The 24,179-nt window shown below is 60.6% G+C and carries 18 protein-coding genes and 2 pseudogenes; 10 read left to right on the top strand and 10 right to left on the bottom strand.

Annotated elements, in window-relative coordinates; genetic code table 11:
- Window positions 1-76: 76 nt before the first annotated feature.
- From FFM53_RS02220 to FFM53_RS02190, 7 genes and pseudogenes are all read right to left on the bottom strand, one after another.
- Window positions 77-871, bottom strand: a complete 795-nt coding sequence (locus FFM53_RS02220) for a transporter (protein ID WP_246413142.1) — start codon at window positions 869-871, stop codon at window positions 77-79.
- 57 nt (window positions 872-928) lie between these two features.
- On the bottom strand, window positions 929-1,717 hold the full coding sequence (locus FFM53_RS02215; protein ID WP_138329590.1) for a hypothetical protein: 789 nt from the start codon (window positions 1,715-1,717) through the stop codon (window positions 929-931).
- 162 nt (window positions 1,718-1,879) lie between these two features.
- Complete coding sequence (locus FFM53_RS02210; protein ID WP_138389257.1) at window positions 1,880-3,070, bottom strand: alpha/beta hydrolase; 1,191 nt, start codon at window positions 3,068-3,070, stop codon at window positions 1,880-1,882.
- A 169-nt stretch (window positions 3,071-3,239) separates the two neighbouring features.
- The gene (locus FFM53_RS02205; protein WP_138329586.1) at window positions 3,240-3,452 is read right to left on the bottom strand and encodes a hypothetical protein; all 213 of its coding nucleotides are present in this window, start codon (window positions 3,450-3,452) and stop codon (window positions 3,240-3,242) included.
- A pseudogene (locus tag FFM53_RS02200) lies at window positions 3,449-4,254 on the bottom strand (DUF2092 domain-containing protein). Before FFM53_RS02200 ends, FFM53_RS02205 begins: the two are co-directional and overlap by 4 nt.
- Window positions 4,255-4,413: 159 nt before the next feature.
- Window positions 4,414-6,252, bottom strand: a complete 1,839-nt coding sequence (locus FFM53_RS02195) for an adenylate cyclase (RefSeq protein ID WP_138389256.1) — start codon at window positions 6,250-6,252, stop codon at window positions 4,414-4,416.
- Window positions 6,253-6,346: 94 nt separating this feature from the next.
- Window positions 6,347-6,904 (bottom strand): hypothetical protein, encoded by a 558-nt coding sequence (locus FFM53_RS02190; RefSeq protein WP_246413066.1) that lies wholly within the window; start codon window positions 6,902-6,904, stop codon window positions 6,347-6,349.
- Window positions 6,905-7,384: 480 nt separating this feature from the next.
- Here FFM53_RS02190 and FFM53_RS02185 point away from each other — a divergent pair, with 480 nt between their 5' ends.
- Window positions 7,385-8,389 carry an HAD family hydrolase gene (locus tag FFM53_RS02185; protein WP_138389255.1) on the top strand — a complete coding sequence of 335 codons (1,005 nt, stop codon included), beginning with the start codon at window positions 7,385-7,387 and terminating at the stop codon, window positions 8,387-8,389.
- 26 nt (window positions 8,390-8,415) lie between these two features.
- On the opposite strand, the gene FFM53_RS02180 is transcribed toward FFM53_RS02185, so the two are convergent.
- On the bottom strand, window positions 8,416-8,688 hold the full coding sequence (locus FFM53_RS02180) for a hypothetical protein (RefSeq protein WP_138329579.1): 273 nt from the start codon (window positions 8,686-8,688) through the stop codon (window positions 8,416-8,418).
- Between the two features lie 301 nt (window positions 8,689-8,989).
- Complete coding sequence (locus tag FFM53_RS02175; protein WP_138329577.1) at window positions 8,990-9,943, bottom strand: formylglycine-generating enzyme family protein; 954 nt, start codon at window positions 9,941-9,943, stop codon at window positions 8,990-8,992.
- Window positions 9,944-10,218: 275 nt separating this feature from the next.
- Between FFM53_RS02175 and FFM53_RS02170 the strand changes: the two genes are divergently transcribed.
- From FFM53_RS02170 to hflX, 9 genes and pseudogenes are all read left to right on the top strand, one after another.
- Window positions 10,219-12,618 carry an arylsulfatase gene (locus tag FFM53_RS02170; RefSeq protein ID WP_138329575.1) on the top strand — a complete coding sequence of 800 codons (2,400 nt, stop codon included), beginning with the start codon at window positions 10,219-10,221 and terminating at the stop codon, window positions 12,616-12,618.
- Between the two features lie 379 nt (window positions 12,619-12,997).
- Entirely contained in the window at window positions 12,998-14,656 is a 1,659-nt protein-coding gene (locus FFM53_RS02165; protein ID WP_138389254.1) for an arylsulfatase, read from the top strand.
- 104 nt (window positions 14,657-14,760) lie between these two features.
- A pseudogene (locus FFM53_RS36990) lies at window positions 14,761-14,877 on the top strand (helix-turn-helix domain-containing protein); the annotation flags it as partial.
- Window positions 14,878-15,492: 615 nt separating this feature from the next.
- Window positions 15,493-16,482 carry a potassium channel beta subunit family protein gene (locus FFM53_RS02155; protein WP_138389253.1) on the top strand — a complete coding sequence of 330 codons (990 nt, stop codon included), beginning with the start codon at window positions 15,493-15,495 and terminating at the stop codon, window positions 16,480-16,482.
- Between the two features lie 312 nt (window positions 16,483-16,794).
- Window positions 16,795-19,065, top strand: coding sequence for a sensor histidine kinase NtrY-like (locus FFM53_RS02150; protein WP_138329570.1), 2,271 nt, complete (start codon window positions 16,795-16,797; stop codon window positions 19,063-19,065).
- Entirely contained in the window at window positions 19,055-20,419 is a 1,365-nt protein-coding gene (gene ntrX / locus FFM53_RS02145; RefSeq protein WP_003559163.1) for a nitrogen assimilation response regulator NtrX, read from the top strand. Before FFM53_RS02150 ends, ntrX begins: the two co-directional genes overlap by 11 nt.
- Before the next feature lie 65 nt (window positions 20,420-20,484).
- Window positions 20,485-21,348 carry a D-amino-acid transaminase gene (locus tag FFM53_RS02140; RefSeq protein ID WP_138389252.1) on the top strand — a complete coding sequence of 288 codons (864 nt, stop codon included), beginning with the start codon at window positions 20,485-20,487 and terminating at the stop codon, window positions 21,346-21,348.
- A 112-nt stretch (window positions 21,349-21,460) separates the two neighbouring features.
- A complete protein-coding gene (gene hfq / locus FFM53_RS02135) occupies window positions 21,461-21,703 on the top strand; it encodes an RNA chaperone Hfq (protein ID WP_003539403.1) in 243 nt (80 codons plus the stop codon).
- Window positions 21,704-21,780: 77 nt separating this feature from the next.
- The gene (hflX, locus tag FFM53_RS02130) at window positions 21,781-23,106 is read left to right on the top strand and encodes a GTPase HflX (RefSeq protein WP_012757348.1); all 1,326 of its coding nucleotides are present in this window, start codon (window positions 21,781-21,783) and stop codon (window positions 23,104-23,106) included.
- 182 nt (window positions 23,107-23,288) lie between these two features.
- Here hflX and mazG read toward each other — a convergent pair whose 3' ends face one another.
- Complete coding sequence (gene mazG, locus FFM53_RS02125) at window positions 23,289-24,134, bottom strand: nucleoside triphosphate pyrophosphohydrolase (protein WP_138389251.1); 846 nt, start codon at window positions 24,132-24,134, stop codon at window positions 23,289-23,291.
- Window positions 24,135-24,179 lie beyond the last annotated feature (45 nt).

Here is a 24,179-nt window from a genome sequence, read left to right as displayed (position 1 = left end):
AAGATCGCTCTTTGATCCTCATCCATCAGCGTTCCACGCAATACCGTTCGGCCGAGCGCATCGTCGATCTGCGAATTCACTTTGGAAAGAGGAACGTGAGCGCGAGCCGGAAGCCAACTCCTTCCGGGCCGTTCTCCGGAGCGTCTGCCCAATAGCGGATACCTGCCGTCAGGCTGATCGGCTGCTTATCGATGGTGATCAGCTTGGCGACTGCGAAGTTGATTGGAACCGACCAATTGTTCGTTTCCCAGTTATAGGTGGACTCCGTATTCAGCGAGAACGTCCAGGCGTCCTTGGTCGTGTAGGAGATGAACGGCTGGAGGAACGTCGAACTCACATCTTCGCGGTCGCTTTGACCAGCGAACGACCAGATGTGGTTCCCAAGAATGCCGTAAGTCCAGGGGCCGTCCTGTTTGAGAACGACTGCTGTCGGTCCAGCGCCCCATTTGCCGCCACCGAGGAGCTCGTCGGTCGCGGTGGGAAGGAGGAACACCGGTCCGGCACCCCAGACGATACCGGTCTCCGTCGGTTTAGCAGGGGAGAGAAAGAAACTCTGCAACGTGTCGCCGAGACCGAACTGCGTTCCTGATGGCCCGGCGATGTCGTTCTGCCATGTGACCGGGAGGATGGTCCTCGATATGAGGTTCCAGTCCTCGTTCAGAGAGAATGGAATGACAGGCTGGATGTTCAGCGTTGCCTTGTCACCATCTTCGGGACCGTAGCCGTGGTCATAGTTGAACTGGAACGGGACGCTGATCAGCGAAGCGATCGGATTCGACAGCTTCTTCGCGAGTTCTTCGCTCGACTGGGCGTTGGCTGCACCTGATGACAGAACCAGCGCCGCGGCAAGCTGCATCAGCCGAAAAATCATGAGCTTCATTGACGTCTCCACCGTACAAAACTCGATCTGCTGTCCCAGACGTCGTTCTCAGAAGTGGATGACGACGCCGAGGATCGGACCCTGCTCGACGACGTCGAAGACGAAGCCGTCGTTGTCGTAGTCGACGCCGAGTGCGCGGTATCCCGCAACGGCTGAGATCGTGTCGGTGAACTTGTAGCCGAGTGCGAGCGCCACATCCCAGTCGAGATCCGCGCCGCCGGCGCCGACGAGACCCCATCCTGTCAGATAGATCTCCGGCGTGAAGAAGTAGTTGCCTCGGACGCCCACCAGACCGTCGACCCAGGTCGCGCTGTCATCTTGCTCGACGCCACCGAGGATCCCGCCATTGAAGGAGATGTTGGTGTCGACCGACCACACCCGGATGCCGCCGACGACATCGAGGTGTCCCGACTGGTCCTCCAGCACCGAGTAGCCGACCCCGAGAAGTCCGGCGAAGGTCTTTGAGGTGACGTCGACGCTGTCGGCGAGGATGCCAAGCGGCGTATTCGCGTCTGCGCCAAGCTTGGTGTAGATGATGTCGCCGAAGATGCTGAACCGGTCGTACCGCGCTTCACCCGCGGCCATGAAGGCGAAATCGAGGTTCTGCAGGATGTCGTCGAAATCGGAGTCGATATGAACCTCCGGCAATCCGAACTGTGCAATGTCTCCGGATATCCCCGCCATCCAGAAATACGGCGCGACGGTGAACGTCCAACCGCTCGGGCTCTCGACCACTTTGGCATCGGGTGTCAGCGGCGTCGGATCGGCTGCCCAGGCGGGCGAGGAGGCTACGAGACCCGCGCAAAGGACTGCCGCGCGTAGAAGAAAAGCCGTCATGAAACTCCCCCTGCGTTGTCGGTCTCCATCGTGGTCGCCGACGAATCGAACATATCATCGATCTCCGCTCAACTCTGGCGCAACACCCGCCTGCGGATAAGTATGTTACAGTAATATCTGTCTGTCTGCGGCATTGCCGCGCTCGTCCTGCCGATGTCGGAGTTAGGGCTTGCAGCTCGGCGTTGGCCGTACCTCGTCGCAGTTTTTCAACATTGCTGGCTGCGGTTTGGCAGTGCCCATCAGGCCACTGACCTGGCCGGCGTAATTGTCCCGCGTGTCCTGATCGACAGCAGCGACGGGAGCGGCAAGGATCAGTCCAGCAACGTTCCCGGCTGCCGCCGCCGTTCCGGTTGTCGCCACCAGAATCTGGTCGCCAAGTCCAATCCTGCTGTCGGTGAGCGTCTGCCCCTCCGAGATGCGTGATCCGATGAGCTGAACGATCTGCGGCGATTCCGCGAATTTGCCGTGGTTCATCCGATCGCCAGATTTGATCTTGGTGAGATCGATCACCACGATCTTGTTGGCCTCGAACTCCGCCTTGTAGGGCGCCTGTTCGGGATCGATGGCTCCAAGTCGGGATACGTCACCCCAGACCCGACGCGAGAACGCCAGTGCACGGTCGTCACGGGATACGAACAAGGTGAACTGCGGATGCTGTTTGCCCATGTCGCCGATCTGCTGGCGGAACACGTCGACATCGACGTCCGGAGCCGCGAGCATGACATTCTTGAACTTGGCGGGCAGTCGGCCGTTACGAATGGCCATCTGGCGCAGCGATTCCAACGCCAGCCAGTTCCCCATGGAATGAGCGAGGATGGACACCTCCTTCACTTCCGGATCCTTTGCGAGATACTGGAAGAGTGTCTCCAGAGCATTTCGCGTATAGTTCGTGCTCTCCCGATCATAGCCGTAGGCGAGAAGGCTGCCACGCGACGGCCAGGTCACCAGCACGGGAGCGCTGTGCAGACCTGAGTCCTGAACGATCTGGGCGAAGCGGTAGACGGAGTCTTCGAACCGGTTGTTGAAACCATGGATGAACACCAGGACACTGTGGTCGGGGCTCTTGCGGACGCTGGCGCTCAGCCAGCGTTTGGCCTCATCGATATTGAGATCGTCGGCCTTTAAAGTCGCGAAATCTGTCGCCGGATTGGAGGGAAGCCTCTTTGGCCAGGCGACCTCTCCCTCCTTGCGGATCGTGTTCGGTGGGATGGACACGGTGATATCGGCGAATGCCGGGGTCCGCGCCCGTTCTCCGTTGAACATCTCTCCTGGCACCGGAGACCTGCTGCGTGTCGTGGCGATCAGCAAGTTGACCTTGGTCGACTTCGGAGACGTGTCTGCAACAGGCGTCATCACATCCTTCGGATGACCGCCGCACCCAGGCAGAATGACGATCAATGCGCACAGCAGAAGCCACCGAACATACCCGGCAACTATCGACCCTATTCCCGTGTTGTTTTTGCTTCCCACCGATTTCCCTCATGCTGGGCGCTTGTCGAATGCGTTCGCCGGGCCTGTTTTTCTAGCAATAATAGACGCCGACGGCGCAACGCCGGACCGTGCGGCGCGCAACTCCAGCGACACTCACCGGCGTCAGCGGGCGGCCGATCCTGGCCTCTGCCGGCGTGAAGACGCCATTCAGTCCCGGAATCGAAAGTCCGTTTCCAAGTTCGAGGCCGGACACGCCGATCGCCGCAGCAAGCAGCAGGAGTTTCAGTTTTCTGACGACGGTCATTTGGTGCCTCCCATGGCAAAGTGATCAGGAAGCTCGTCAATATCGGCAAGCTTCGTCAGGTCGACTTGGCGTTCGTGGTGTTTTTGAAACCGAAATCGTTGGCAACGACATCGGTGCCTGTCTTCCAGTCACTGATCTGGATGCTGTATTGTGGGCCTTGATCCACCTGGCTTGCGGTAATGACATATCGACAGGGATACGGATGCTCGCCTTGAGCGATCCATATCTGCCAGTCGACTTCCTTGGTGCGGAATGCAAGGTGGTCGCATTCGACGCCGCCGATGACACCGCTGCCGAGGTCCTTGACGTCGACCACGTCGCGCATCAGCTCGTCATAGGCATCCGGGAGCAGAAGATCGGCACCCGGTATGGGTCTATGGAGCTTGTCCCGCAATTCGTCGATCAGGTGATTTATGGTGCCTGGGACTTCTGCAAGGGCATAGAGGTTGGCGTTCTGGCCGAGCAGCGAGAGCGTCTTGCCGTCGAATGTGACCTCAACGTTGGCGAACCCACCAAACCGGGTAACCCGGAGTTTATCCGGTCGGCCCATTTCGATCTTGCCGGAACTTGCCAGCAGAAGCTTCTGATGGTCGACGGTGACCACCTCCAGGTTGGTGTCATACGAAAAGGAGATCGCCTTTTCTGCGGCCAGGTAGTCGGACATGGTTTTCACCAGCTTCTTGGCGTCTGCGTCGGCAGCGCTTGCGGCCGATCCACATCCCAAGATGATCATCAAGCCGCGTGCCGCGGACGACACCGCCGCCACGGCAGGGTGCAAGGCTCGCTGCGGTGCTTTGGTCATCGACGAATCCCTTCTAAATGGTTTGGTCGGACGACTGAGGTCGCTCCCTGGGTCTCGGCCATGAAAGAACGATTATCAGCGACCACAGCCTACACGGAGACGACGGCGTGCGCGTGTAACCATCGGGTATGTTCTGTGCTAGTTGTCCTGACAGCAGCGCTACCGCGGCTGAAGGGCCTTGGAACCGTCGATCGGCAGCGACATCGTCGCCTGCACCTCGTCCATCGCAGGAAGCCCGGCCGTTCGCAGATCGGCAATCATCCGTGCCCGATCCTGTGGCTGGAAATTGCGCGCCTTGAGTTCGGCCACGATGCTCGGAATGAAGTCGGGTCTCATTTCGTTGAACCGCGAGGCCTCGTTGCGGGCGTCCTCGATCATTCCGGCGTCGACGTAGATGACGGCAGCCACCGCATGGAATAGCGGGAACTTCTGCAGGTCCGCCTGCCTGATCTCGATGACCGCGGTCTTGTCGTCGTGCAGCATGTAGGCTGCAAGTGCGCGCGTTCCGCGATAGTAGCCGCCGCCGGCAGGGTTGAGAGCAATGGCACGATCCAGCAGCGCTGCCCCGCGCTGCCATTCCCCGCTCATCGCCACCCGGGTACCAAACTCTCCTAGCAATTCGGTGTCGTTCGGATTGGTCGCCAGTGCCCGTTCGCCGATCTGAAGTGCCTCCGGAACCCGCTGGCTGAAAAACAACGCCGTCATCAACGCCTGAAGGGCGCGGGTGTTGCCGGGATCCAGTTGAATGGCACGGCGGGCGGCCTGAAAGCTGCGATCTATCGGCGCGGACGAAATGGGCTTCCGATTGAACCTGAAACGATCCTCGTCGAGATAGAGGATGGACAACATCGCCCAGGTGGTCGCAAAGGACGGATAGCGGGCGACAGCGCTTTCGAGGCAGTTTCGAACCTCTTCGTGCCGCTCGATGCTCAACTCGGCACGGTAAGTGTAAAAGCTCAGCGTGCAGCCGTAGATGCCAAGATCATCAGGCGGCGGGTTGGAGACATCGGCCTGGGCCATGATGCCATAGGGCTGCGCCACGGCGGTCGCAACCTTGTTTGCGACGTCGGACTGGATGGTGAACAGGTCGCGGACGCCGATGTTGTCGTCGTAGGTCTGCGACCAGAGGATCTCATCGGTCTGCGTGTCGAGCAGACGTGCCGTCACACGCACTCGGCTTCCGGAGACGCGAACACCGCCTGCCAGCAGGAAGCGTGCGCCAAGTTCTCCGCGAATCCGCGATGCCTCCACCTCTGGCGGCAACGATCTGGATGTCTCGCGACCGAAGACTTTGATCTCCTTGAAGCGGGGAAGGGCGGTGAGGAGTTCCTCGGTGAGGCCTGTCGTATAGAGTTCCGCCTGAGGACCATCACCGAGATTAGCAAATGGAGCGATCACCAATGTCGGTCCATCAGATCCTGTAATGTCGGCAGTCGGCAAGGGCCAGATCGAGCCAAATCGAATGGAGGTCAAGCCAGCCAGGGCTGCAGCGCCGCCCACGATCACGATCAACCCAAGGGCCACTGCCCACATATGCCGTCTTAAGCCGGGAAAAAGGGAATAGGCGCGCTCCGACGGCAGACTTTGGTCTTCAGCATCTAAATTGTCAGCACTCGGATTATTCCAGGCAAAGGTCGGCACGTAACCGCCTTTCGGAATGTCTATTCGGATCGGATCGCGTTGACCCGCTGTAAAATAATAGCGCTCGAGCACCCGCCTGAGCCTTCCGGCCTCGATCCGCACAACCGGATCATCCTGCGTGAAGCCGTTGGAGCGCTTGAAAACCTCGACTGCGATAGAGTAGCCCTTGATCCGATCTGCGCGGCCTGCAAGCGTCTCCTCCACGGCATAGATAAGAAATGCAGCACTCCGACCGATATGCGGAAATTGCGAGCTGGTAACGATTCGCTTGAGCTGAGCCCGAACATCATCGTGGGTCGGAGGTGGTCGCGTCGAATCCGGCGCAGTGTCGCGCCTCGATGGCAATAAATGTTGCACGGTTCGCTCCTCACCCGCTCTTGAGGTACGTGACTACCAGAGATTTTATTAACTATCTCTTTTGTAACCTAGCGCAGAAACTGATCCTCGTCCATCAAGGCACCGTATGTGGCCCCGTTCGACTGCTTCGCAGATCGAGGGAAGGGGACGCCAGGCGAGTGAACCGCAGAAGCGGAGATCGCGTCTTCGCCGCCTCGTAGCAGTCCGCGGCCAAAGCGGCCAAAGCCGTAAATGACCACCCAAGGAGCCACGACGACTCGGCCCAACGCGCCCGCCAGATAGCGAGCAAGCACCACAGGGAAGTCGCCGCGTGATAGAGGATCGCGGGCCACAACAGGATGCCGATCATCTCCAGAACGAGGGCGGAATAGGTCAAGACGGCCGTGGTCAGGCAATTGTAGAGCGTCACTCCGACGAGGAGCCCCAGGGTGCCTTGCCTGTCTTCGGCGTCACGCGCACCCCAGCTTGCTGCGGCAAGAGCGAGCAGCGCCGCACCGCAGATCCGCCCGATCAGTGGTGCCTCCGAAACGACCTGCCTTGTCTCAAACAGCAGAACAAAGAGCATCGACGGCGCCACGATAAGCCCCAGTCCCGTCGCACCCTCGGCGATCGCAAACAGGGTCAGAAGTGTGCGTCGGTGAGCTGTGTTCATGGCGCAGAATCCCCGTGCCCAGGTCAACGTCACTTTCGGCACGGGCCGCCCTGGTGACGGACCGCTCTGCGCTGGCCCTCTTGCCTCAGGGTTGCGGCTGAAGTTTCTATTTTCAAGCTGTTCAGCTTGCCGTCGAAGGCGAACGGTGCCTGGTGGTCGTTATCGTCGACACCGGTTCCGTGTGATGTGGACCGCTTTATTTGGGGAGGGTATGGCGCGTATCGCGAGCGCGCCAGTAACATACAGTATGCACTGTTGATCCGCGTTCGTTCCAACAGTCACATTGGAGACCGCGTTGCGGGCCGGATTTCCGGTCAACGGCCGAACGAGTGGTCGCCCGCTGCCGCTGCCTCGGACTGACAGATACTACAGTATGATACGCGCAAAGCCCTCTTGGAGCGAATATTGTTGCGGACGGGCGTTGGTCTGGGCCGAACGTCGCTTCGCCTGCCGGTCCATGTTTCCGACAGAGGGTTCATCATGAACACCAATCCAAAGCTGGCCTATCTCACGGCGGTGTTGGTCAGCACCACATTTTTCGCGGCCACGATCGTCCAGGCGGCGGAGCCGCTGCCATCCTGGAACGATGGCAAGACCAGACAATCGATCCTCGACTTCGTCGCCAAGGTGACCAAGGAAAGCTCGCCGGAATTCGTCCCGCCCGCAGAGCGCATCGCCACCTTTGACAATGATGGGACGCTCTGGGCCGAGCAGCCGCTCTATTTCCAGCTTTTCTTTGCGCTGGAGCAGGTCAAGGTTCTCGCACCCGAGCATCCGGAATGGAAGACGAAGGAACCTTTCGCGTCCGTATTGAAAGGCGATCTGAAGAGTGCGCTTGCGGGCGGCGCTCCGGCGCTGCTTGCAATCGTCGGAGAGACGCAGGCGGGTCTGACGACCGACGAATACGCAACGGTCGTCAAGGAATGGCTTGCGACAGCCAAGAACCCCAAGACGGACAAGCTGTTCACCGAGATGGCGTATCAGCCGATGGTGGAGCTTCTCGACTATTTGCGTGCCAACGGCTTCAAGACCTTCATCGTTTCCGGTGGCGGCAACGAATTCATGCGCACCTTCGCCGACAAGACCTATGGCATTCCACCCGAACAGGTGATCGGCAGCAGCGGCAAGCTGCAGTTCGAGCTGCGCGACGGAAAGCCCGCGCTTGTGAAGCAGCCCGAACTGTTTTTCTATGACGACAAGGAGGCCAAACCGATCGCCATCCAGACTTTCATCGGTCGCCGACCCATCGCTGCATTTGGCAATTCCGACGGCGACCTGCAGATGCTTCAATGGACGTGTAGCGGTCCTGGTGCACGCTTCTGCCTCTATGTGCATCACACCGACGCCAAGCGCGAATTTGCCTATGACAGGAAGTCCAGCATCGGCCAGCTCGACAAGGGCCTGGACGAAGCACAGGCTCAGGGGTGGACAGTTGTCAACATGAAGGACGACTGGAAGACCATCTATCTGACCGATCAGAAGTAACCGTCTTTGATGCCGGAGTCTGGTCCTCAACGGCGAGGGAGAAGCTTGATCACGATCACACTGGCGCTTTCCAGAGCGGCTTCGATCTCGCTGCGCAGCGTTTCCACGAGTTCGACGCATTCCGCGTGGCGCTCATTTCGCTCTGCGGCGGAGGATGTTTCCCATTTTCTCCGCAATTCATCTGCAACGGAGAAGTCGGCACAGAGTTCACGGAAGTTATCGTCACGGGCGGCCAATGTATCGATGGTTTTGGCGCTGGCTGGAAAGATGCGCTTGGCGAACCGTGTGTCGTAATCCATCCATCCTACCTCCAAGGCGGCCTCTGCAAGTCCGGCGGCCGCATCGCGTTATAAGTGGTGCATGATGATCCGGAATAGGGCGGAAGCAACGTAGTTTACAGTAAGGAACGGGAACGAAAGCGGAATTCGCCGTTCAGAGCATGTCCGACACGCTTGAACTCCAGTTTCGCGCTGCCGCTGCTAACCGCAATCGACGGGAGTACGCCCATAACCTGCGGACCACGAAGGATATGTCATGAAAGGTCTTGTCACAATCGGTGGCTTTTGTTCCGCCGACGCGACATGTGACCATGACACCGCCTCACACGCGCTTGACACATCTGAAGCCGACATGACTTGTGGACGTGTCCTCAGGCTCTGCATGTCTGGCGGCGGGACGATAGCGCTTGCAGTAGTTCGGCGCGCAGAGGTGGGATCCGCCCTTGAGCACGCGCCGCGGGATCCTGATGTCAGGCAGCCGCGGATCATAGCTGGCGTCGGCGTCGCCTCCGCGGGGATTGCTGGGGATGCAGCATGAATGGCTGGCAGGCTCGGGATGGCGTGTCGACCAGAAGTCAGAGGTCCATTCCCAGACATTGCCGATCATGTCGTAGATTCCGTAGCCGTTTGATGGAAAGGATCCGACCGGGGACGTTCTGTCCGCACCGGCTGGCTTTGTGCTCAGCGTAGGGAAGGTGCCCTGCCAAGTGTTGGCCATGAGCTTTCCTTCCGGGTTCAACTCGTCGCCCCAGGCAAATTCCGCATCATCAAGGCCGCCGCACGCCGCCAGTTCCCACTCTGCCTCGGTCGGCAGATCTTTTTCCGCCCAGAGCGCATAGGCCATGGCGTCGCTATAGGCGACATGGACGACGGGATGATCGAGCTTGCCGCGGATGTCGGTGCGGCCGCCGTAAGGGTGTCGCCAGTCCGCGCCGAACTTGAACGACCACCACTGGGTAATGTCGGGGCCGACTATGGCTTTCGGCGGCGTGAACACCAGAGATCCGGCTCGCAGCATTTTAGGAAGCGCTCCAGGATAGTCGGCGGCACGGGGTGCCCTTTCGGCGACGGTCACATGTCCGGTGGCTTTGACGAACGAAGCGAACTGGCGGTTGGTGACGGGGGTGGCGTCGATCCAGAAGCCGTCGACGGCTACCGGATGAGCAGGCGCTTCCTCCGGATAATGCTCGTTCGATCCCATGGTGAAGGTTCGTCCGGCCACCCAGACCAGGCCTGAAAATCCCGCGTCGTCGGTCGCGCGCACGTCGGATGTCATTTTGTCATTCCCGCAGGTTATTGCCGTTCACGTACGGGTGCGTGCCCCGCCCATTCACCTATATAACTACCCCTCGGAGCCGCAGTTCTTATAGTAGGTTACAGTAATATACGCGACGCGTTGGTAGCAATCTGCCACTCTCTGCAATGTCATCGCTAAGCTGATGGCTATGTCAGCCGATCTGACTCTCGCCGGCGCATGCGAGCATCATTGAGAGCGGGAAAGTATTGCTCGCTCTGCCTTTCTACCTTGGGTCCAAAAGGGAGCAATCAACAATGAATACGCGCGTTTATCTAGCCGTTCTCGCCGCCAGTTGTTTTTCAGCATTTCCCGCCGCCGCCCAGGATCTCACCGGAGCAACCGGTTCACCCAGCGCTACGTCGACGATCAACGGCCAGTCGCTGCCGGCAGCACCTCCGGCGTTCGGCGGAACCATCAACCTGGACGCCAAGGACTCGACTCCGTGGTGGCCACCCAAGGTGGTGCCGCCGAAGGGCGCGCCGAATATACTGCTGATCATGACCGACGACGCCGGCTATGGCGTCTCCAGCACCTTCGGCGGCGTTATCCCGACACCGACGCTCGATCAGATCGCAGCCAATGGACTGCGCTTCACGCAGTTCCACTCCACCGCGCTGTGCTCGCCCACGCGCGCCGCTCTCATCACCGGGCGAAACCACCATTCGGCGGGCTTCGGGGTGATCGCCGAGCAATCCACCGGCTATCCCGGCTATGATGCGATTATTGGCCCGAACAACGGCACGATCGGTTCGATACTCAGGGATCACGGTTATGCCACCTCATGGCTCGGCAAGAACCACAATACCCCGACCTACGCGCTATCCGCCTCGGGACCGTTCGACCAGTGGCCCTCCGGCATGGGCTTCGACTATTTCTATGGCTTCCAGGGCGGCGAATCCAACCAGTGGACGCCCTGGCTGTTCCGCAACCACGACCAGATCTACCCGTGGCTCGACAAGCCCGACTACAATCTGGTCACCGGCATGGCCGATGACGCCATCGACTATCTGCGCAAGGTGAATGCCGCGACGCCGGACAAGCCGTTCTTCATGTACTATGTTCCCGGCGCAACCCATGCCCCGCACCATCCGACGAAGGAGTGGATCGAGAAGTTCAAAGGCAAGTTCGATGGCGGCTGGAACGCCATGCGGGACGAGATTCTCGCCAACCAGAAACGGCTCGGCGTGGTTCCGGAGAATACCCAGCTGACGCCGTGGCCGGATGACCTTCCGAAATGGGATACGCTATCGGCAGACGACAAGAAGATGTTCGCCCGTCAGGCGGAGGTCTACGCCGCCTTTGTCGCCTATGCCGACTTCGAGATCGGCCGGGTGGTCGATGAGGTTCGCAAGCAGGGCAAGCTCGACGATACCCTGATCATCTATATCGAGGGCGATAACGGCACCAGCGCCGAAGGTACGGCCATCGGCACGGCCTTCGACCTGGCCGCGATCCAGGCCATCAGCATGCCGGTCGCCGACCAGCTGAAATTCTACGACGCCTGGGGCGACCCGACGACGGAGCCACATATGTCAGTCGCCTGGTCCTGGGCTTTCGACACGCCGTTCAAATGGACCAAGCAGGTCGCCTCCCACTTCGGCGGCACCCGACAGGGCATGGCGATGTCTTGGCCGGGTCACATCACCGACAAGGGCGGCATCCGCAGCCAGTTCCACCATGTGATCGACATCGTGCCGACGATCCTCGAAGCCACCGGCATCCAGGCGCCGCTCACGGTGAACGGCATCGCCCAAAAGCCGATCGAAGGCGTCAGCATGGCCTATACCTGGTCCAAGGGCGCCAAGGACGTCCCCTCTGCACGCACGACACAGTATTTCGAGATGTTCGGCAATCGCGCGATCTACCACGAGGGCTGGATCGCCTCCACGACCCCACCCGCCGCGCCCTGGCTGATGGGACTCGGCAAACTGCCCGATGTGGTCGATGGCTATCAGTGGGAACTCTACAACCTGACCGAGGACTACTCGCAGTTCAACGATCTCGCCGCCAAGGAGCCGGACAAACTGCGCGATATGCAGCAGCTCTTCCTCGTGGAGGCCGCGAAATACCAGGTGTTGCCGCTTGATAACTCCGTCATCTCGCGTGCCACCGCGCCGCGGCCAAGCGCCACCGCTGGCCGAACCGAGTTCGTCTACTCAGGCGAACTCTCGGGCCTGCCACCGGCCTCGGCGCCCGATCCGCTGGCCCGCTCCTACACGATCACCGCCGAAGTCGACGTCCCGCAGGGCGGCGGAGACGGAATGCTTGCGACGCTTGGAGGCCGCTTCGGCGGCTACGGCCTTTATCTCCTCAAGGGCAAGCCGGTCTTCACCTATAACCTGCTTGGACTGGAGCGCTTCCGGTGGGCCGGCGAGACCGCGCTGACAGCAGGCAAACACAGCGTCGTCTTCGACTTTACCTACGAGGGACCCGGTTACGGGAAGGGCGGCAAGGGTGTGCTTAGCGTCGATGGCACGATGGTGGCCGAGCAGTCGATCCCGCATACCATCCCGTTTCTGGTGACGGTCGACGAGTCCTTCGACGTGGGGGTGGATACCCGCAGTCCTGTCGACGACAGCGACTACCAGGTGCCGTTCCGGTTTACGGGTACGCTGGACAAACTGACGGTCAAGGTTGGGCCGCCGCAAATCTAGTCAGCGTCAGGCGCGGGCCTCGCAGGGCCTGCGCCATGACTGAGTTCGCCGCGTCGGGGGCGACCCCGACAAGCCAAGCTACCGATTTCCGATATGGGCGATGTCGCCTTCACGCTATCGGTGTTTCTGGACGACTGTCGCCCGGACATTGGTTCCTGCCTATCGGCGGTTTCGCCTGTAGGTTACCGTAAGATACTTGCTCTCCTTATATTTGTTATGCCTTATGTACGCGTCCAGGCAAGCCGACAGGCCCTGTTATTCTCAACGCGGCATGCACTTTCGCTCGGCTATCTCAAGAGCATTCGAGAACCTCGGTCGGACCGTATTCAGCATCCGTTGCAGTGTTGAGCTTTGCTTCGCCTGACCAAAAAAGGGAGAAATGGGCATGACAGAGAACGCGACTCCAACGAGGCGGGATATCTTGCTAACCGGCGGATCTTTGCTCGCCATGTCGGCGATTGGCACGGCTGCGAGCACCACCATGAGCCGGAATGCAATGGCTCAAGCCACGGGCAAAAAACCCAACATAGTAGTCATCATGGCCGATGATGTCGGCATCTGGAATATCGGCGCTTACAATCGCGGCATGATGGCCGGTCGTACCCCACATCTCGACAGGCTTGCGGCAGAGGGGATGCTCTTTACCGACTACTACGCCGAGGCGAGCTGCACCGCAGGGCGAGCGAACTTCATCACCGGCGAGCTTCCGGTTCGAACTGGCATGACCACGGTTGGCCAGGCAGGCTCGCCCATCGGCCTTCCTGCTGCGGCGCCAACCATTGCCACCGTGCTGAGGTCTCTGGGCTACGCCACGGGACAGTTCGGCAAGAACCATCTTGGCGATCTCAACGAGTTTCTGCCAACGGTTCATGGCTTCGATGAGTTTTTCGGCTATCTTTATCATCTTGATGCGATGGAAGACCCCGCGCATCCGGGCTACCCGCAGGAACTGCTGAACGTAGTCGGCCCGCGCAACATGGTCCATTCCTGGGCCACGGAAACCGATGACCCCACGGAAATGCCGCGATGGGGCAAGGTCGGCAAACAAAAGATTGAAGATGCTGGCACGCTCTATCCGGAAAGGATGAAGACGGTCGACGACGAGATTCGCGATCTTTCCTTCAAGTTTATCGACAGGGCCAAGGCCGATGGCAAGCCGTTCTTCCTTTGGCTCAACCCGACACGGATGCACATTGTTACTCATCTATCGGAAAAGTACGAGAAGATGCGTAATTCCGCGAATGGTTGGACCATCCATGAAGCAGGGATGGCGCAGCTTGACGACATTGTTGGCGATACCATGCAGAAACTGAAAGAAATGGGCGACGATGAGAATACGATCGTCGTGTTCACGACTGACAATGGCACCGAAAACTTCACCTGGCCGGATGGTGGTCAGACACCATTTTTCGGCGGAAAAGGCACGACATACGAAGGCGGCTTCCGCGCCCCCGCAATGGTCCGCTGGCCGGGGCACGTTCCTACCGGTTCGATTTGCAATGGGCTGATGTCCGGCCTCGACTGGTTCCCCACCCTTGCGGCCGCCGCTGGAAGCACCAATATCGCCGTCGAGTTGAAAGCGGGGAAGGAACTCAATGGCCAGACCTACAAGGTTCACCTGGACGGCTATGATCAGACCAGCATGATCACCGGAACTGGCCCGTCGAACCGTCATGAAATCTGGTATTTCGCCGAAAGCGTGCTCGGGGCGGCCCGGATTGATGACTATAAATACACGTTCATGGAGCAGCCGGACGGTTGGATAGGCAGCACGGTGAAATTGGACGTGCCGACCGTTGTAAACCTGCGCCTTGATCCGTTCGAGCGTACGGCCTTTTTCAAGGGTAACGTTGGTTCACAAGAATACTTTGAATGGTACAAGTTCGAATTCTGGCGTTTCGTCCTCGTTCAGCAAAAAGTTGAAGAGCTGGCGAAGACTGCCATTGAATTTCCGCCGATGCAGAAGGGCGCAAGCTTCGGAATAGACGCAGTCAAGGCACAAATCGCCGACGCCATGCGCAAGCAACACGCACAGTAAGCCAAGTTGCACGTCGCGTGGCGCGGCACGTCAATGCGGATGGAGGGCTTTTCTGCCTCCGGCCGCATTGAACCAGCTTTTGTCGAGGCGCGAGCGGATGACGTACGGCCGTTAGGAACCAGATCAAGGCGGCCGATCTTCTCGGTCTCTACCGCAACACCTTGCGCAAGAAGATCAGGGAACTTGGCGTCTCGGTCTACAGGAGTTCCCGCACCGCCTGAGCGTGTTCGGGGGGCGCGATAAAAAAGAAGGCGGCGGGCCCTCATGTTGCCCACCGCCCACCCCTCCCGGCGTCCGCCGCCACGGTCGGGAGGAGAGGTGAGCCTATCTGAGCGAAGTCGCGGTTTATATCCAAGCAGACAAACAAAAATGCGGTGTCATTCAACAGTCACATAAGCATTTGTGAGGAGTGATTTGACGCTAGGCGAATGTCATTGAAGTTGCTGCGGTCGTCGTCGCCGTGCCTGTGGATAAGCTGTGGATATCCGGTGGACGACAGGATCAATCAGCGGTCGATAATGTCGCAGATTCCAATCGCATGTTGCCTATCCGTTCCGAATCTCATCATTCTGCCGTTGCTGCCGTCGACCTCCGCCGCAAACGTCGTCGATCGCATGCCACGGGCGCTCCGACTGATGTCGTGGAGCGCCCATTTTCTTTACGGTCGGGGGCTGACGGGAACTGCGACATCTTGTTCTATGCCGGTGAACTTGGCGGGCTGAGCCTCGCATATCGTTGCGCATGCCATAGATTACGCGAATCGGTCGTCGATCAATCGGGCGACGCCGACCCCGGTGACAGGCCGGTACATATTCATAATTTGCGGGAGTTGCATGATGGAATATCGACGTTTGGGAAAGTCGGGCCTGAAAGTGAGCGAGTTCTCCTTCGGCTCATGGGTGACGTTCGGCAAGCAGGTCAATGGAGGCGACGCCGTCGACCTCATGAAGCTTGCCTATGACAACGGGGTGAACTTCTTCGACAATGCCGAAGGATATGAAAGCGGCAAATCCGAGATCGTGATGGGCGAGGCGCTCAGCAGGCTCGGCTGGAGTCGTGACAGCTTCGTCGTCTCCAGCAAGGTCTTCTGGGGAGGCCAGAAGCCGACGCAGCGCGGCCTGTCGCGCAAGCATGTGACCGACGCCTGCCACGCAGCACTCAAGCGGCTTCAGGTCGACTACCTCGACCTTTACTTCTGCCACCGCCCGGATATCGACACGCCGATCGAGGAAACGGTCCGGGCGATGCACGATCTCGTCGCCCAGGGCAAGGTGCTCTATTGGGGCACGTCGGAATGGTCGGCGCAGCAGTTGACGGAAGCCTACGCCGTTGCCCGCGACCTGCGCATCACGCCGCCGACCATGGAGCAGCCGCAGTACAACATCTTCGAACGCCAGAAGGTCGAGTCTGACTATCTGCCGCTGTATGACCTGATCGGCCTTGGCACCACGATCTGGTCACCGCTCGCCTCGGGCGTCCTGACCGGCAAATACAATGACGGCGTGCCGGCCGACAGCCGTATGAACCTGCCGGGCTATGAATGGCTGAAGGAAAAATGGTCCAGCGATGCCGGCCGCGCCCAGCTCAAACAAGTCGGCGAGCTTGCAAAGCTGGCGGACGAGATCGGGATATCGATCACGCATCTCGCCCTTTTGTGGTGCCTCGCCAACCGCAACGTCTCGACCGTCATTCTTGGAGCCTCGCGCGCCAGCCAACTGCAGGACAATCTCGCAGCCCTCTCACACCGAGAGAAGATGACGTCTGACGTGCTGGACCGGATCGACACGATCGTCGGAAATAAACCGGAAGGACCACGTCGCTTCTAAAGCATGTCGCGCGATAACGACATGCGTAAAAACAAAGACCTAAGCGCGAGGAGCGATCTGAAAGATTGCGACGCGCTTCAGGTGAAACAACTTCCCTCGACGGGTCAGATTAAGGCTCGCCGAGGGAAGCACGGCTTGACAATGTGACGACACGCGTTGCATTTTCGCCACAATGCGTTGCTTAAAGGTCACGCAAGGGTTTTGGACATTCGCTCCCGATCGAGTCGTTACGGCGCTGGCTTTTTTAAGCCGGCGTTGCTTGGTTTTCGATCGGATGGCGAGGGCGGCGGGTGCCGCCTGAAGAGAGGCCGAATGACGCAGGATGGGGTATCGCCGGCGGCGGCGGGCGAGACGGTGACGACGGTGACCGACCGCCGCGCCCTTTTTGCCGTGCCCGGCCTCGTGCTCGCCGGCGGCGCGCTTCTCTGCGCCACGGCGACGTTGTTCGTGCTGCTCGGTCTGACGCCGATCGCCCCGACCTCGCATGTCGTCATCACCTCGGTGATCGTCAATTCCTTCTTTGTCCTGACGCTGCTCGCCTTGATCGGCCGCGAGGTGGCAAGGCTGCTCAAGGCGCGCACCCGCGGCCGTGCGGCAGCCCGCCTGCATATCCGCATCGTCGTGCTCTTTTCGATCGTGGCGATCACGCCGGCGATCCTCGTCGCCATCTTTGCCAGCATCACGCTGAATGCCGGTCTTGACCGCTGGTTTGCCCTGCGCACCCAGTCGATCGTCAGCTCGTCGCGCAATATCGGCCAGGCTTATATGATGGAGAATGCCAGCTACCTGCAGGGGCAGACGGTCTCCATGGCCAACGACCTGGAGCGCAACCGCGCGCTCTACAGCCTCGACAGGACGGGTTTTGCCGACCTGATGACCCGCCAGGCGAGGGGGCGCGGCCTGCTCGGCGCCTTCCTCGTGGAGCGCGACGGCTCGGTGATCGTCCAGGCCGATATCGCCACCGAAAAGCCGCTGCCGGCCATTCCGCAGGACGCATTGGAAAAGGCCGCCGCCGGCCAGCCGACGCTGATCCCGCCCGGCGTTACCAATCTCGTCGGCGCCATCATCAAGCTCGACGCCATCCAGGGCACCTTCCTCTATACGGTGCGCGCCGTTGATCCCAAGGTCATGGGCGCCATGCGGATGATGGAGGAGAACGCCACCGAATACCGCTCGATGGAGGCCAACCGCTTCTCGCTGCAGGTCGCCTTTGCCGTGCTCTATATCGGCTTCGCGCTGATCGTGCTCCTGGCGGCGATCTGGACCGCAATCGCCGTCGCCGACCGCATCGTCCGGCCGATCCGCCTGCTGATCACCGCCGCCGACAGCGTTGCATCGGGCAATATGGATATCGTCGTGCCGGTGCATGCCGTCGATGGCGACGTCGCCAATCTCTCGCGCACCTTCAACAAGATGATCTCGGAAATCCGCACCCAGCGCGACGAGATCCTCGAGGCCAAGGACGAGGTCGATGACCGCCGTCGCTTCATCGAGGCGGTGCTGTCGGGCGTCACCGCCGCCGTCATCGGCGTCGAGCAGGACCGCCGCATCGCCATCGTCAATAGTTCGGCCGAAACGCTGATGTCGCTGTCGGCCGACGAGATGCTCGGAAAGCAGCTGGTCGACATCGCGCCAGAGGTCGATCACGTGCTGACCGAGGCGGCGGTGCGTTATCGCGGCGATTTCCGCAAGCAGATCGCCCTCGTGCGCGGCGGTACGGTGAGGACGCTGAGCGTGCAGGTTACCCGCGAGGAAGTGCGCGACATGAGCGAATCCTACGTGATCACGCTCGACGACATCACCGATCTCGTCATCGCCCAGCGCTCGACCGCCTGGGGCGACGTGGCAAGGCGCATCGCCCATGAGATCAAGAACCCGCTGACGCCGATCCAGCTTTCCGCCGAGCGCATCCAGCGCCGCTACGGCAAGCAGATCGACCCGGGTGACCGGACCGTCTTCGACCAGTGCACGGATACCATCATCCGCCAAGTCGGCGATATCGGCCGCATGGTCGACGAATTCTCCGCCTTTGCCCGCATGCCGAAGCCGACCAAGGAGCCGAGCGACCTGCGCAATATCCTGCGCGACGCGATCTTCCTGCGTGAGATGGGCAACCATCACGTCACCTTCGAGCAGGATTTCGGCGACCAGCCGCTGGAGGGCCTGTTCGACAGCCGCATGCTCGGCCAGGCCTTCGGAAATCTCATCAAGAATGCCGTCGAATCGATCGAGGCCGTTCCGAGCGACGAGCGGGACGAACGCAAGATTCTCGTCCGCGCCGCACTCGATACCGGCCGCGACCGCTTCACCGTCGACGTGATCGACAATGGCCGCGGCCTGCCGGTGGAGAACCGCCACAGCATTCTGGAACCCTATATGACGATGCGCGAGAAGGGCACCGGCCTCGGCCTCGCCATCGTCAAGAAGATCATCGAGGAACATGGCGGGCAGCTCGAGCTGCATGATGCGCCCGCCGATTTTGACCGGGGAAGAGGAGCCATGATCCGCGTGCATCTGCCACGCCTGGATCCGACGTCTTCTGCCCCCGCAGCCAATGACAAGGAAAGCGTTTATGGCCTCTGATATTCTCGTCGTCGACGATGAGCACGATATTCGCGAGATCGTTTCCGGCATTCTCTCGGATGAAGGGCACGAGACGCGCACGGCCCACGACAGCGACAGCGCACTGGCGGCGATTTCCGATCGCGTGCCGCGGCTGATCTTCCTCGATATCTGGATGCAGGGCAGCAAGCTCGATGGTCTGTCACTGCTCGACGAGATCAGGACCCGCCATCCGGAATTGCCCGTCGTGATGATATCAGGCCATGGCAACATCGAGACCGCCGTCTCGGCGATCAAGCGCGGCGCCTTCGATTTCATCGAAAAGCCCTTCAAGGCCGACCGGCTGATCCTGATCGCCGAACGCGCGCTGGAGAATTCCAAGCTGAAGCGCGAGGTCTCAGATCTGAAGCGCCGCACCGGGGACGCGCTGGAGCTGATCGGCACATCGGTTGCCGTTTCGCAGCTGCGCCAGACGATCGAGAAGGTTGCACCGACCAACAGCCGCATCATGATCCTCGGCGCGTCGGGCTCCGGCAAGGAGCTGGTGGCGCGGATGATCCACAAGAAGTCGGCTCGCGCCAACGGCCCCTTCGTTGCGATCAACGCCGCCAACATCACGCCCGAACGCATGGAAGTGGCGCTGTTCGGCACCGAGGGCACGCCCGGCCAGGCGCGCAAGATCGGCGCGCTCGAGGAAGCCCATCGCGGCATCCTCTATCTCGACGAAGTCGGCGAAATGCCGCGCGAGACGCAGAACAAGATCCTCCGCGTCCTGGTCGACCAGCAGTTCGAGCGCGTCGGCGGTTCCAAGCGTGTCAAGGTCGATGTTCGCATCATCTCCTCGACGGCCTATAATCTCGAGAGCCGCATCGCCGAGGGCTGGTTCCGCGAGGATCTCTACCATCGCCTTGCCGTCGTGCCGGTGCGTGTGCCCGCACTTGCCGAACGGCGCGAGGACATTCCCTTCCTTGTCGACCAGCTGATGCGCCAGATTTCCGAGCAGGCCGGCATCCGTCCGCGCCGCATCGGCGACGACGCCATGGCCGTGCTGCAGGCGCATGATTGGCCCGGCAACATCCGTCAGCTGCGCAACAATATCGAGCGGCTGATGATCCTTGCCCGCACCGACGGCCCGGATGCGCCGATCACCGCCGACATGCTGCCGACCGATCTCGGCGACATGCTGCCGAAGGTGTCCGCCAAGAACGACTATCACATCATGACGTTGCCGCTGCGCGAAGCCCGCGAGATGTTCGAGAAGGACTATCTGATCGCCCAGATCAACCGCTTCGGCGGCAATATCTCGCGCACCGCGGAATTCGTCGGCATGGAGCGTTCGGCGCTGCACCGCAAGCTGAAGTCGCTCGGCGTCTAAGTGCATCCGGCGCGGCCCGACGCCGCGCCGCGTCCCCTATTGCTTCCCGGAAGACCAGGTTTCCCATGCCGAGAATTGCCTATGTGAATGGCCGCTACGTCAAGCATTCCGATGCCAGCGTGCATATCGAGGATCGCGGCTACCAGTTCGCCGATGGCGTCTACGAGGTCTGCGAAGTGCGCCACGGCTATATCGTCGACCTCACGCGCCATCTGAACCGTCTCGACCGATCGCTTGGTGAGTTGCGCATCGCCTGGCCGATGGGCCGGGCGGCGCTGACGCAGGTCATTCGCGAGACGCTGCGCCGCAACCACGTCCGCAACGGGCTTTTCTACATGCAGGTGACGCGCGGTGTGGCCCGCCGCGATCATGTCTTCCCGGCCGAGGGAACGCCGCCCTCGCTTGTCATCACCGCCAAGAGCACCGATGCCAAGATCATCGCCGCCAAGAACGCCAACGGCATCAAGGCTATCACCCTTGTCGACAATCGCTGGGACCGCGTCGATATCAAGTCCATCGGCCTGCTGCCGAATGCCATGGCCCGCCAGCAGGCCAAGGAGGCCGGCGCCCAGGAAGCGATCTATGTCGACGGCGACGGCATGGTGAAGGAAGGGGCGGCGACCAATGTCTGGATCGTCGATCCGGACGGAACGCTGGTCACACGCCCGGCCGAACACGGCATTCTGCGCGGCATTACCCGCACCACTCTGATCGATGTCGGAGCCAAGCTGGGGTTGACGATCGCCGAGCGGAACTTCTCCGTTTCGGAGATGCTCGCAGCCCGCGAGGTCTTCCTCACTGCAGCCACAAGCATTTGTTTTCCGGTCGTTTCCGTCGATGGCCAGGCCATTGCCAACGGCCATCCGGGCAGCGTTTCGCAGAAAGTCCGCGAGGCCTTTTTCGACGTTGCGGAAAAGATTGCGATTTGATACCAAGATTTGCTGGACAGGTGGAATGAGGATGCCACCGGTCTTTGCATGGTGAGGTTGATTGATATTCTACCGGCCAGATCAGGTCGGCAATAAAGAAAGAAGCGGCGCGATGGCGGAACGTTCTCAGAATCTTCAGGACTTATTTCTCAATACTGTTCGCAAGCAAAAGATTTCCCTGACAATCTTTCTGATCAACGGCGTGAAACTCACGGGCGTTGTTACGTCTTTTGACAATTTCTGTGTTCTTCTTCGCCGTGACGGCCATTCGCAGCTCGTGTATAAGCATGCGATCTCGACGATCATGCCGGGCCAGCCCATGCAGATGTTCGAGAGCGAAGAAGCAGCGTCCTAACAGGATCAGCCGTCATTTCGACACGCGATACCAAGAACGATTCGATCATCCCTGAGGCCGCCAAGCACAGGGACGACATGCGCGCGACTGTCGTCGTGCCGGTTCTGAAATCGCGCAGTCGCGGCGGCCAGGGCGAATCGGCCTCGACCCGCACACCGGAAAGCCGGCTCGAAGAGGCGACGGGCCTTGCCCAGGCGATCGACCTCGATGTCGTCAACGGCTCTATCGTCCCGGTCAACGATCCGAGACCGGCCACACTGCTCGGCACCGGCAAGATCGAGGAGATCAAGGCGCTGCTCGACGAGCGCGATTCCGGGCTCGTCATCGTCGATCATCCGTTGACGCCGGTGCAGCAGCGCAACCTCGAAAAGGTATGGAACGCCAAGGTCATCGACCGGACGGGCCTCATCCTCGAAATCTTCGGCCGCCGCGCCTCCACCAAGGAAGGCACGCTGCAGGTCGATCTCGCCCATCTGAATTATCAGAAGGGCCGTCTGGTGCGAAGCTGGACCCACCTTGAACGCCAGCGCGGCGGCGGCGGCTTCATGGGCGGCCCCGGCGAAACCCAGATCGAAGCCGACCGGCGGATGCTGCAGGACCGCATCATCAAGCTTGAACGCGAGCTGGAGCAGGTCGTGCGCACCCGCCAGCTCCACCGCGCCAAGCGCCGCAAGGTGCCGCATCCGATCGTGGCGCTGGTCGGCTACACCAATGCCGGCAAGTCGACGCTGTTCAACCGTATCACCGGCGCCGGCGTGCTGGCTGAAGACATGCTCTTTGCCACGCTCGACCCGACGCTTCGGCGCATGAAACTGCCGCACGGCCGCACCGTCATCCTGTCCGACACCGTCGGCTTCATCTCCGACCTGCCGACCCATCTGGTCGCCGCCTTCCGGGCGACGCTGGAAGAGGTGCTGGAAGCCGATCTCATCCTGCATGTCCGCGATATGTCCGATGCCGACAACCAGGCGCAGAGCTCCGACGTGATGCGCATCCTGAACGATCTCGGCATCGACGAGGCCGAAGCCGAAAAGCGTCTGATCGAGGTCTGGAACAAGATCGACCGGCTGGAGCCCGAGGTGCACGACACCATGGTGCAGAAATCGGCCGGCGCCAGCAACGTGGTGGCGGTTTCCGCCGTCAGCGGCGAGGGCGTCGATACGCTGATGGAAGAGATCAGCCGCAGGCTGTCCGGCGTAATGACCGTGGCGACGATCCGCCTTCCGGTCGACAAGCTGGCGCTGCTGCCCTGGCTTTACGATCACGCGATCGTCGACGGCCGTGAGGACAATGAAGACGGCACGATCACCCTCGATCTGCGCCTGTCCGAAACCGAGGCGACCGAACTCGAGCGCCGCATCGGCAATGGCCAGAAGTCTTCAAAGGAAGATTGGGAGCGGTAAGGTCGGCGAGACCAGCCCCTCATCCGGCTGCCGCCACCTTCTCCCCGTAAACGGGGCGAAGGGACAAGCCGCAATGTCTCGGCTCCCGCGCATTTCTGGTATGGGCACGTCCCCTCTACCCGTTTACGGGGAGAGGGTTAGGGTGAGGGGCAGCCATCTGCACGAACCGGACAGGCGATAACTCACTCAGCCCCCGACGTCACAGCCCGCTCGATCGCCTTCGCCGCCTGCCAGATTTCCTCCATCCGCTCCAGCGTCGCGTCTTTCAGCGTCTCGCCTTCTGCTTCAAGAACCTGTTCTATATGGCTGAACCGACGACGGAATTTCATATTCGTACCGCGCACTGCCTGTTCCGGATCCGCCTTGACATGCCGGCCGATATTAACGACCGCGAAGATCAGGTCGCCGAGTTCGTCGCTGACCTTTGCCTGATCGCCTTCGCGAAGGGCTGCCCGCAATTCGCCGATCTCCTCCTCGATCTTGTCGAGGATCGGCTCCGGCGCTGACCAATCGAAGCCGACCTTGGCTGCGCGTTCCTGCAGCTTCAGGGCTTCCGTCAAGGCCGGGAAGCTGCGCTGCACGGAGCCGAGGAAGCCGCTGTTGAAGTCCTCGGTGATGCCGCGCCGTGACCGCCGCTCGGCGCGCTCGCGTTTCTCCGCCTGCTTGATCTCGTCCCATTGTATCTTCACCGCGTCCGGTGTATCCGCCGCCGAGCGGGCAAAGACGTGCGGGTGGCGGCGGATCATCTTGGCGGTGATGGCGTTGACCACGTCGCCGAAGGAAAATTCGCCGGCCTCCTCGGCCATGCGGGCGTGAAAGACCACCTGCAGCAGCAGGTCGCCCAGCTCGTCGCAGAGATCGTCCATATCGCCGCGCTCGATCGCATCGGAGACCTCATAGGCCTCCTCGATCGTATAGGGCTTGATCGTCTCGAAGTTCTGCACGATGTCCCAGGGGCAGCCGGTTTCGGGATGGCGCAGCGCCGCCATGATCTCGATCAGCCGCGAAATGTCTTTGGAAGGTTCCATGTTGCCTCGGTTCAGCGGGCTTCAGTTCGGTGGGCCAGTTCAGCG

It is taken from the genome of Rhizobium indicum (genome assembly GCF_005862305.2).
GTDB lineage: Bacteria > Pseudomonadota > Alphaproteobacteria > Rhizobiales > Rhizobiaceae > Rhizobium > Rhizobium indicum.
This window is presented reverse-complemented; position numbering and strand designations above follow the sequence as displayed.

Bases quoted from the DNA above. Each gene is read 5' to 3' on its own strand.
- FFM53_RS02150 (WP_138329570.1), top strand. From the start codon at position 16,795: ATGACGCAGGATGGGGTATCGCCGGCGGCGGCGGGCGAGACGGTGACG.
- FFM53_RS02170 (WP_138329575.1), top strand. From the start codon at position 10,219: ATGAATACGCGCGTTTATCTAGCCGTTCTCGCCGCCAGTTGTTTTTCA.
- hflX (WP_012757348.1), top strand. From the start codon at position 21,781: ATGCGCGCGACTGTCGTCGTGCCGGTTCTGAAATCGCGCAGTCGCGGC.
- FFM53_RS02185 (WP_138389255.1), top strand. From the start codon at position 7,385: ATGAACACCAATCCAAAGCTGGCCTATCTCACGGCGGTGTTGGTCAGC.
- FFM53_RS02175 (WP_138329577.1), bottom strand. From the start codon at position 9,943: ATGACATCCGACGTGCGCGCGACCGACGACGCGGGATTTTCAGGCCTG.
- FFM53_RS02220 (WP_246413142.1), bottom strand. From the start codon at position 871: ATGATTTTTCGGCTGATGCAGCTTGCCGCGGCGCTGGTTCTGTCATCA.
- FFM53_RS02140 (WP_138389252.1), top strand. From the start codon at position 20,485: ATGCCGAGAATTGCCTATGTGAATGGCCGCTACGTCAAGCATTCCGAT.
- ntrX (WP_003559163.1), top strand. From the start codon at position 19,055: ATGGCCTCTGATATTCTCGTCGTCGACGATGAGCACGATATTCGCGAG.
- FFM53_RS02210 (WP_138389257.1), bottom strand. From the start codon at position 3,070: ATGACGCCTGTTGCAGACACGTCTCCGAAGTCGACCAAGGTCAACTTG.
- FFM53_RS02155 (WP_138389253.1), top strand. From the start codon at position 15,493: ATGGAATATCGACGTTTGGGAAAGTCGGGCCTGAAAGTGAGCGAGTTC.
- FFM53_RS02190 (WP_246413066.1), bottom strand. From the start codon at position 6,904: ATGAACACAGCTCACCGACGCACACTTCTGACCCTGTTTGCGATCGCC.
- hfq (WP_003539403.1), top strand. From the start codon at position 21,461: ATGGCGGAACGTTCTCAGAATCTTCAGGACTTATTTCTCAATACTGTT.
- FFM53_RS02165 (WP_138389254.1), top strand. From the start codon at position 12,998: ATGGGCATGACAGAGAACGCGACTCCAACGAGGCGGGATATCTTGCTA.
- FFM53_RS02205 (WP_138329586.1), bottom strand. From the start codon at position 3,452: ATGACCGTCGTCAGAAAACTGAAACTCCTGCTGCTTGCTGCGGCGATC.
- mazG (WP_138389251.1), bottom strand. From the start codon at position 24,134: ATGGAACCTTCCAAAGACATTTCGCGGCTGATCGAGATCATGGCGGCG.
- FFM53_RS02215 (WP_138329590.1), bottom strand. From the start codon at position 1,717: ATGACGGCTTTTCTTCTACGCGCGGCAGTCCTTTGCGCGGGTCTCGTA.
- FFM53_RS02180 (WP_138329579.1), bottom strand. From the start codon at position 8,688: ATGGATTACGACACACGGTTCGCCAAGCGCATCTTTCCAGCCAGCGCC.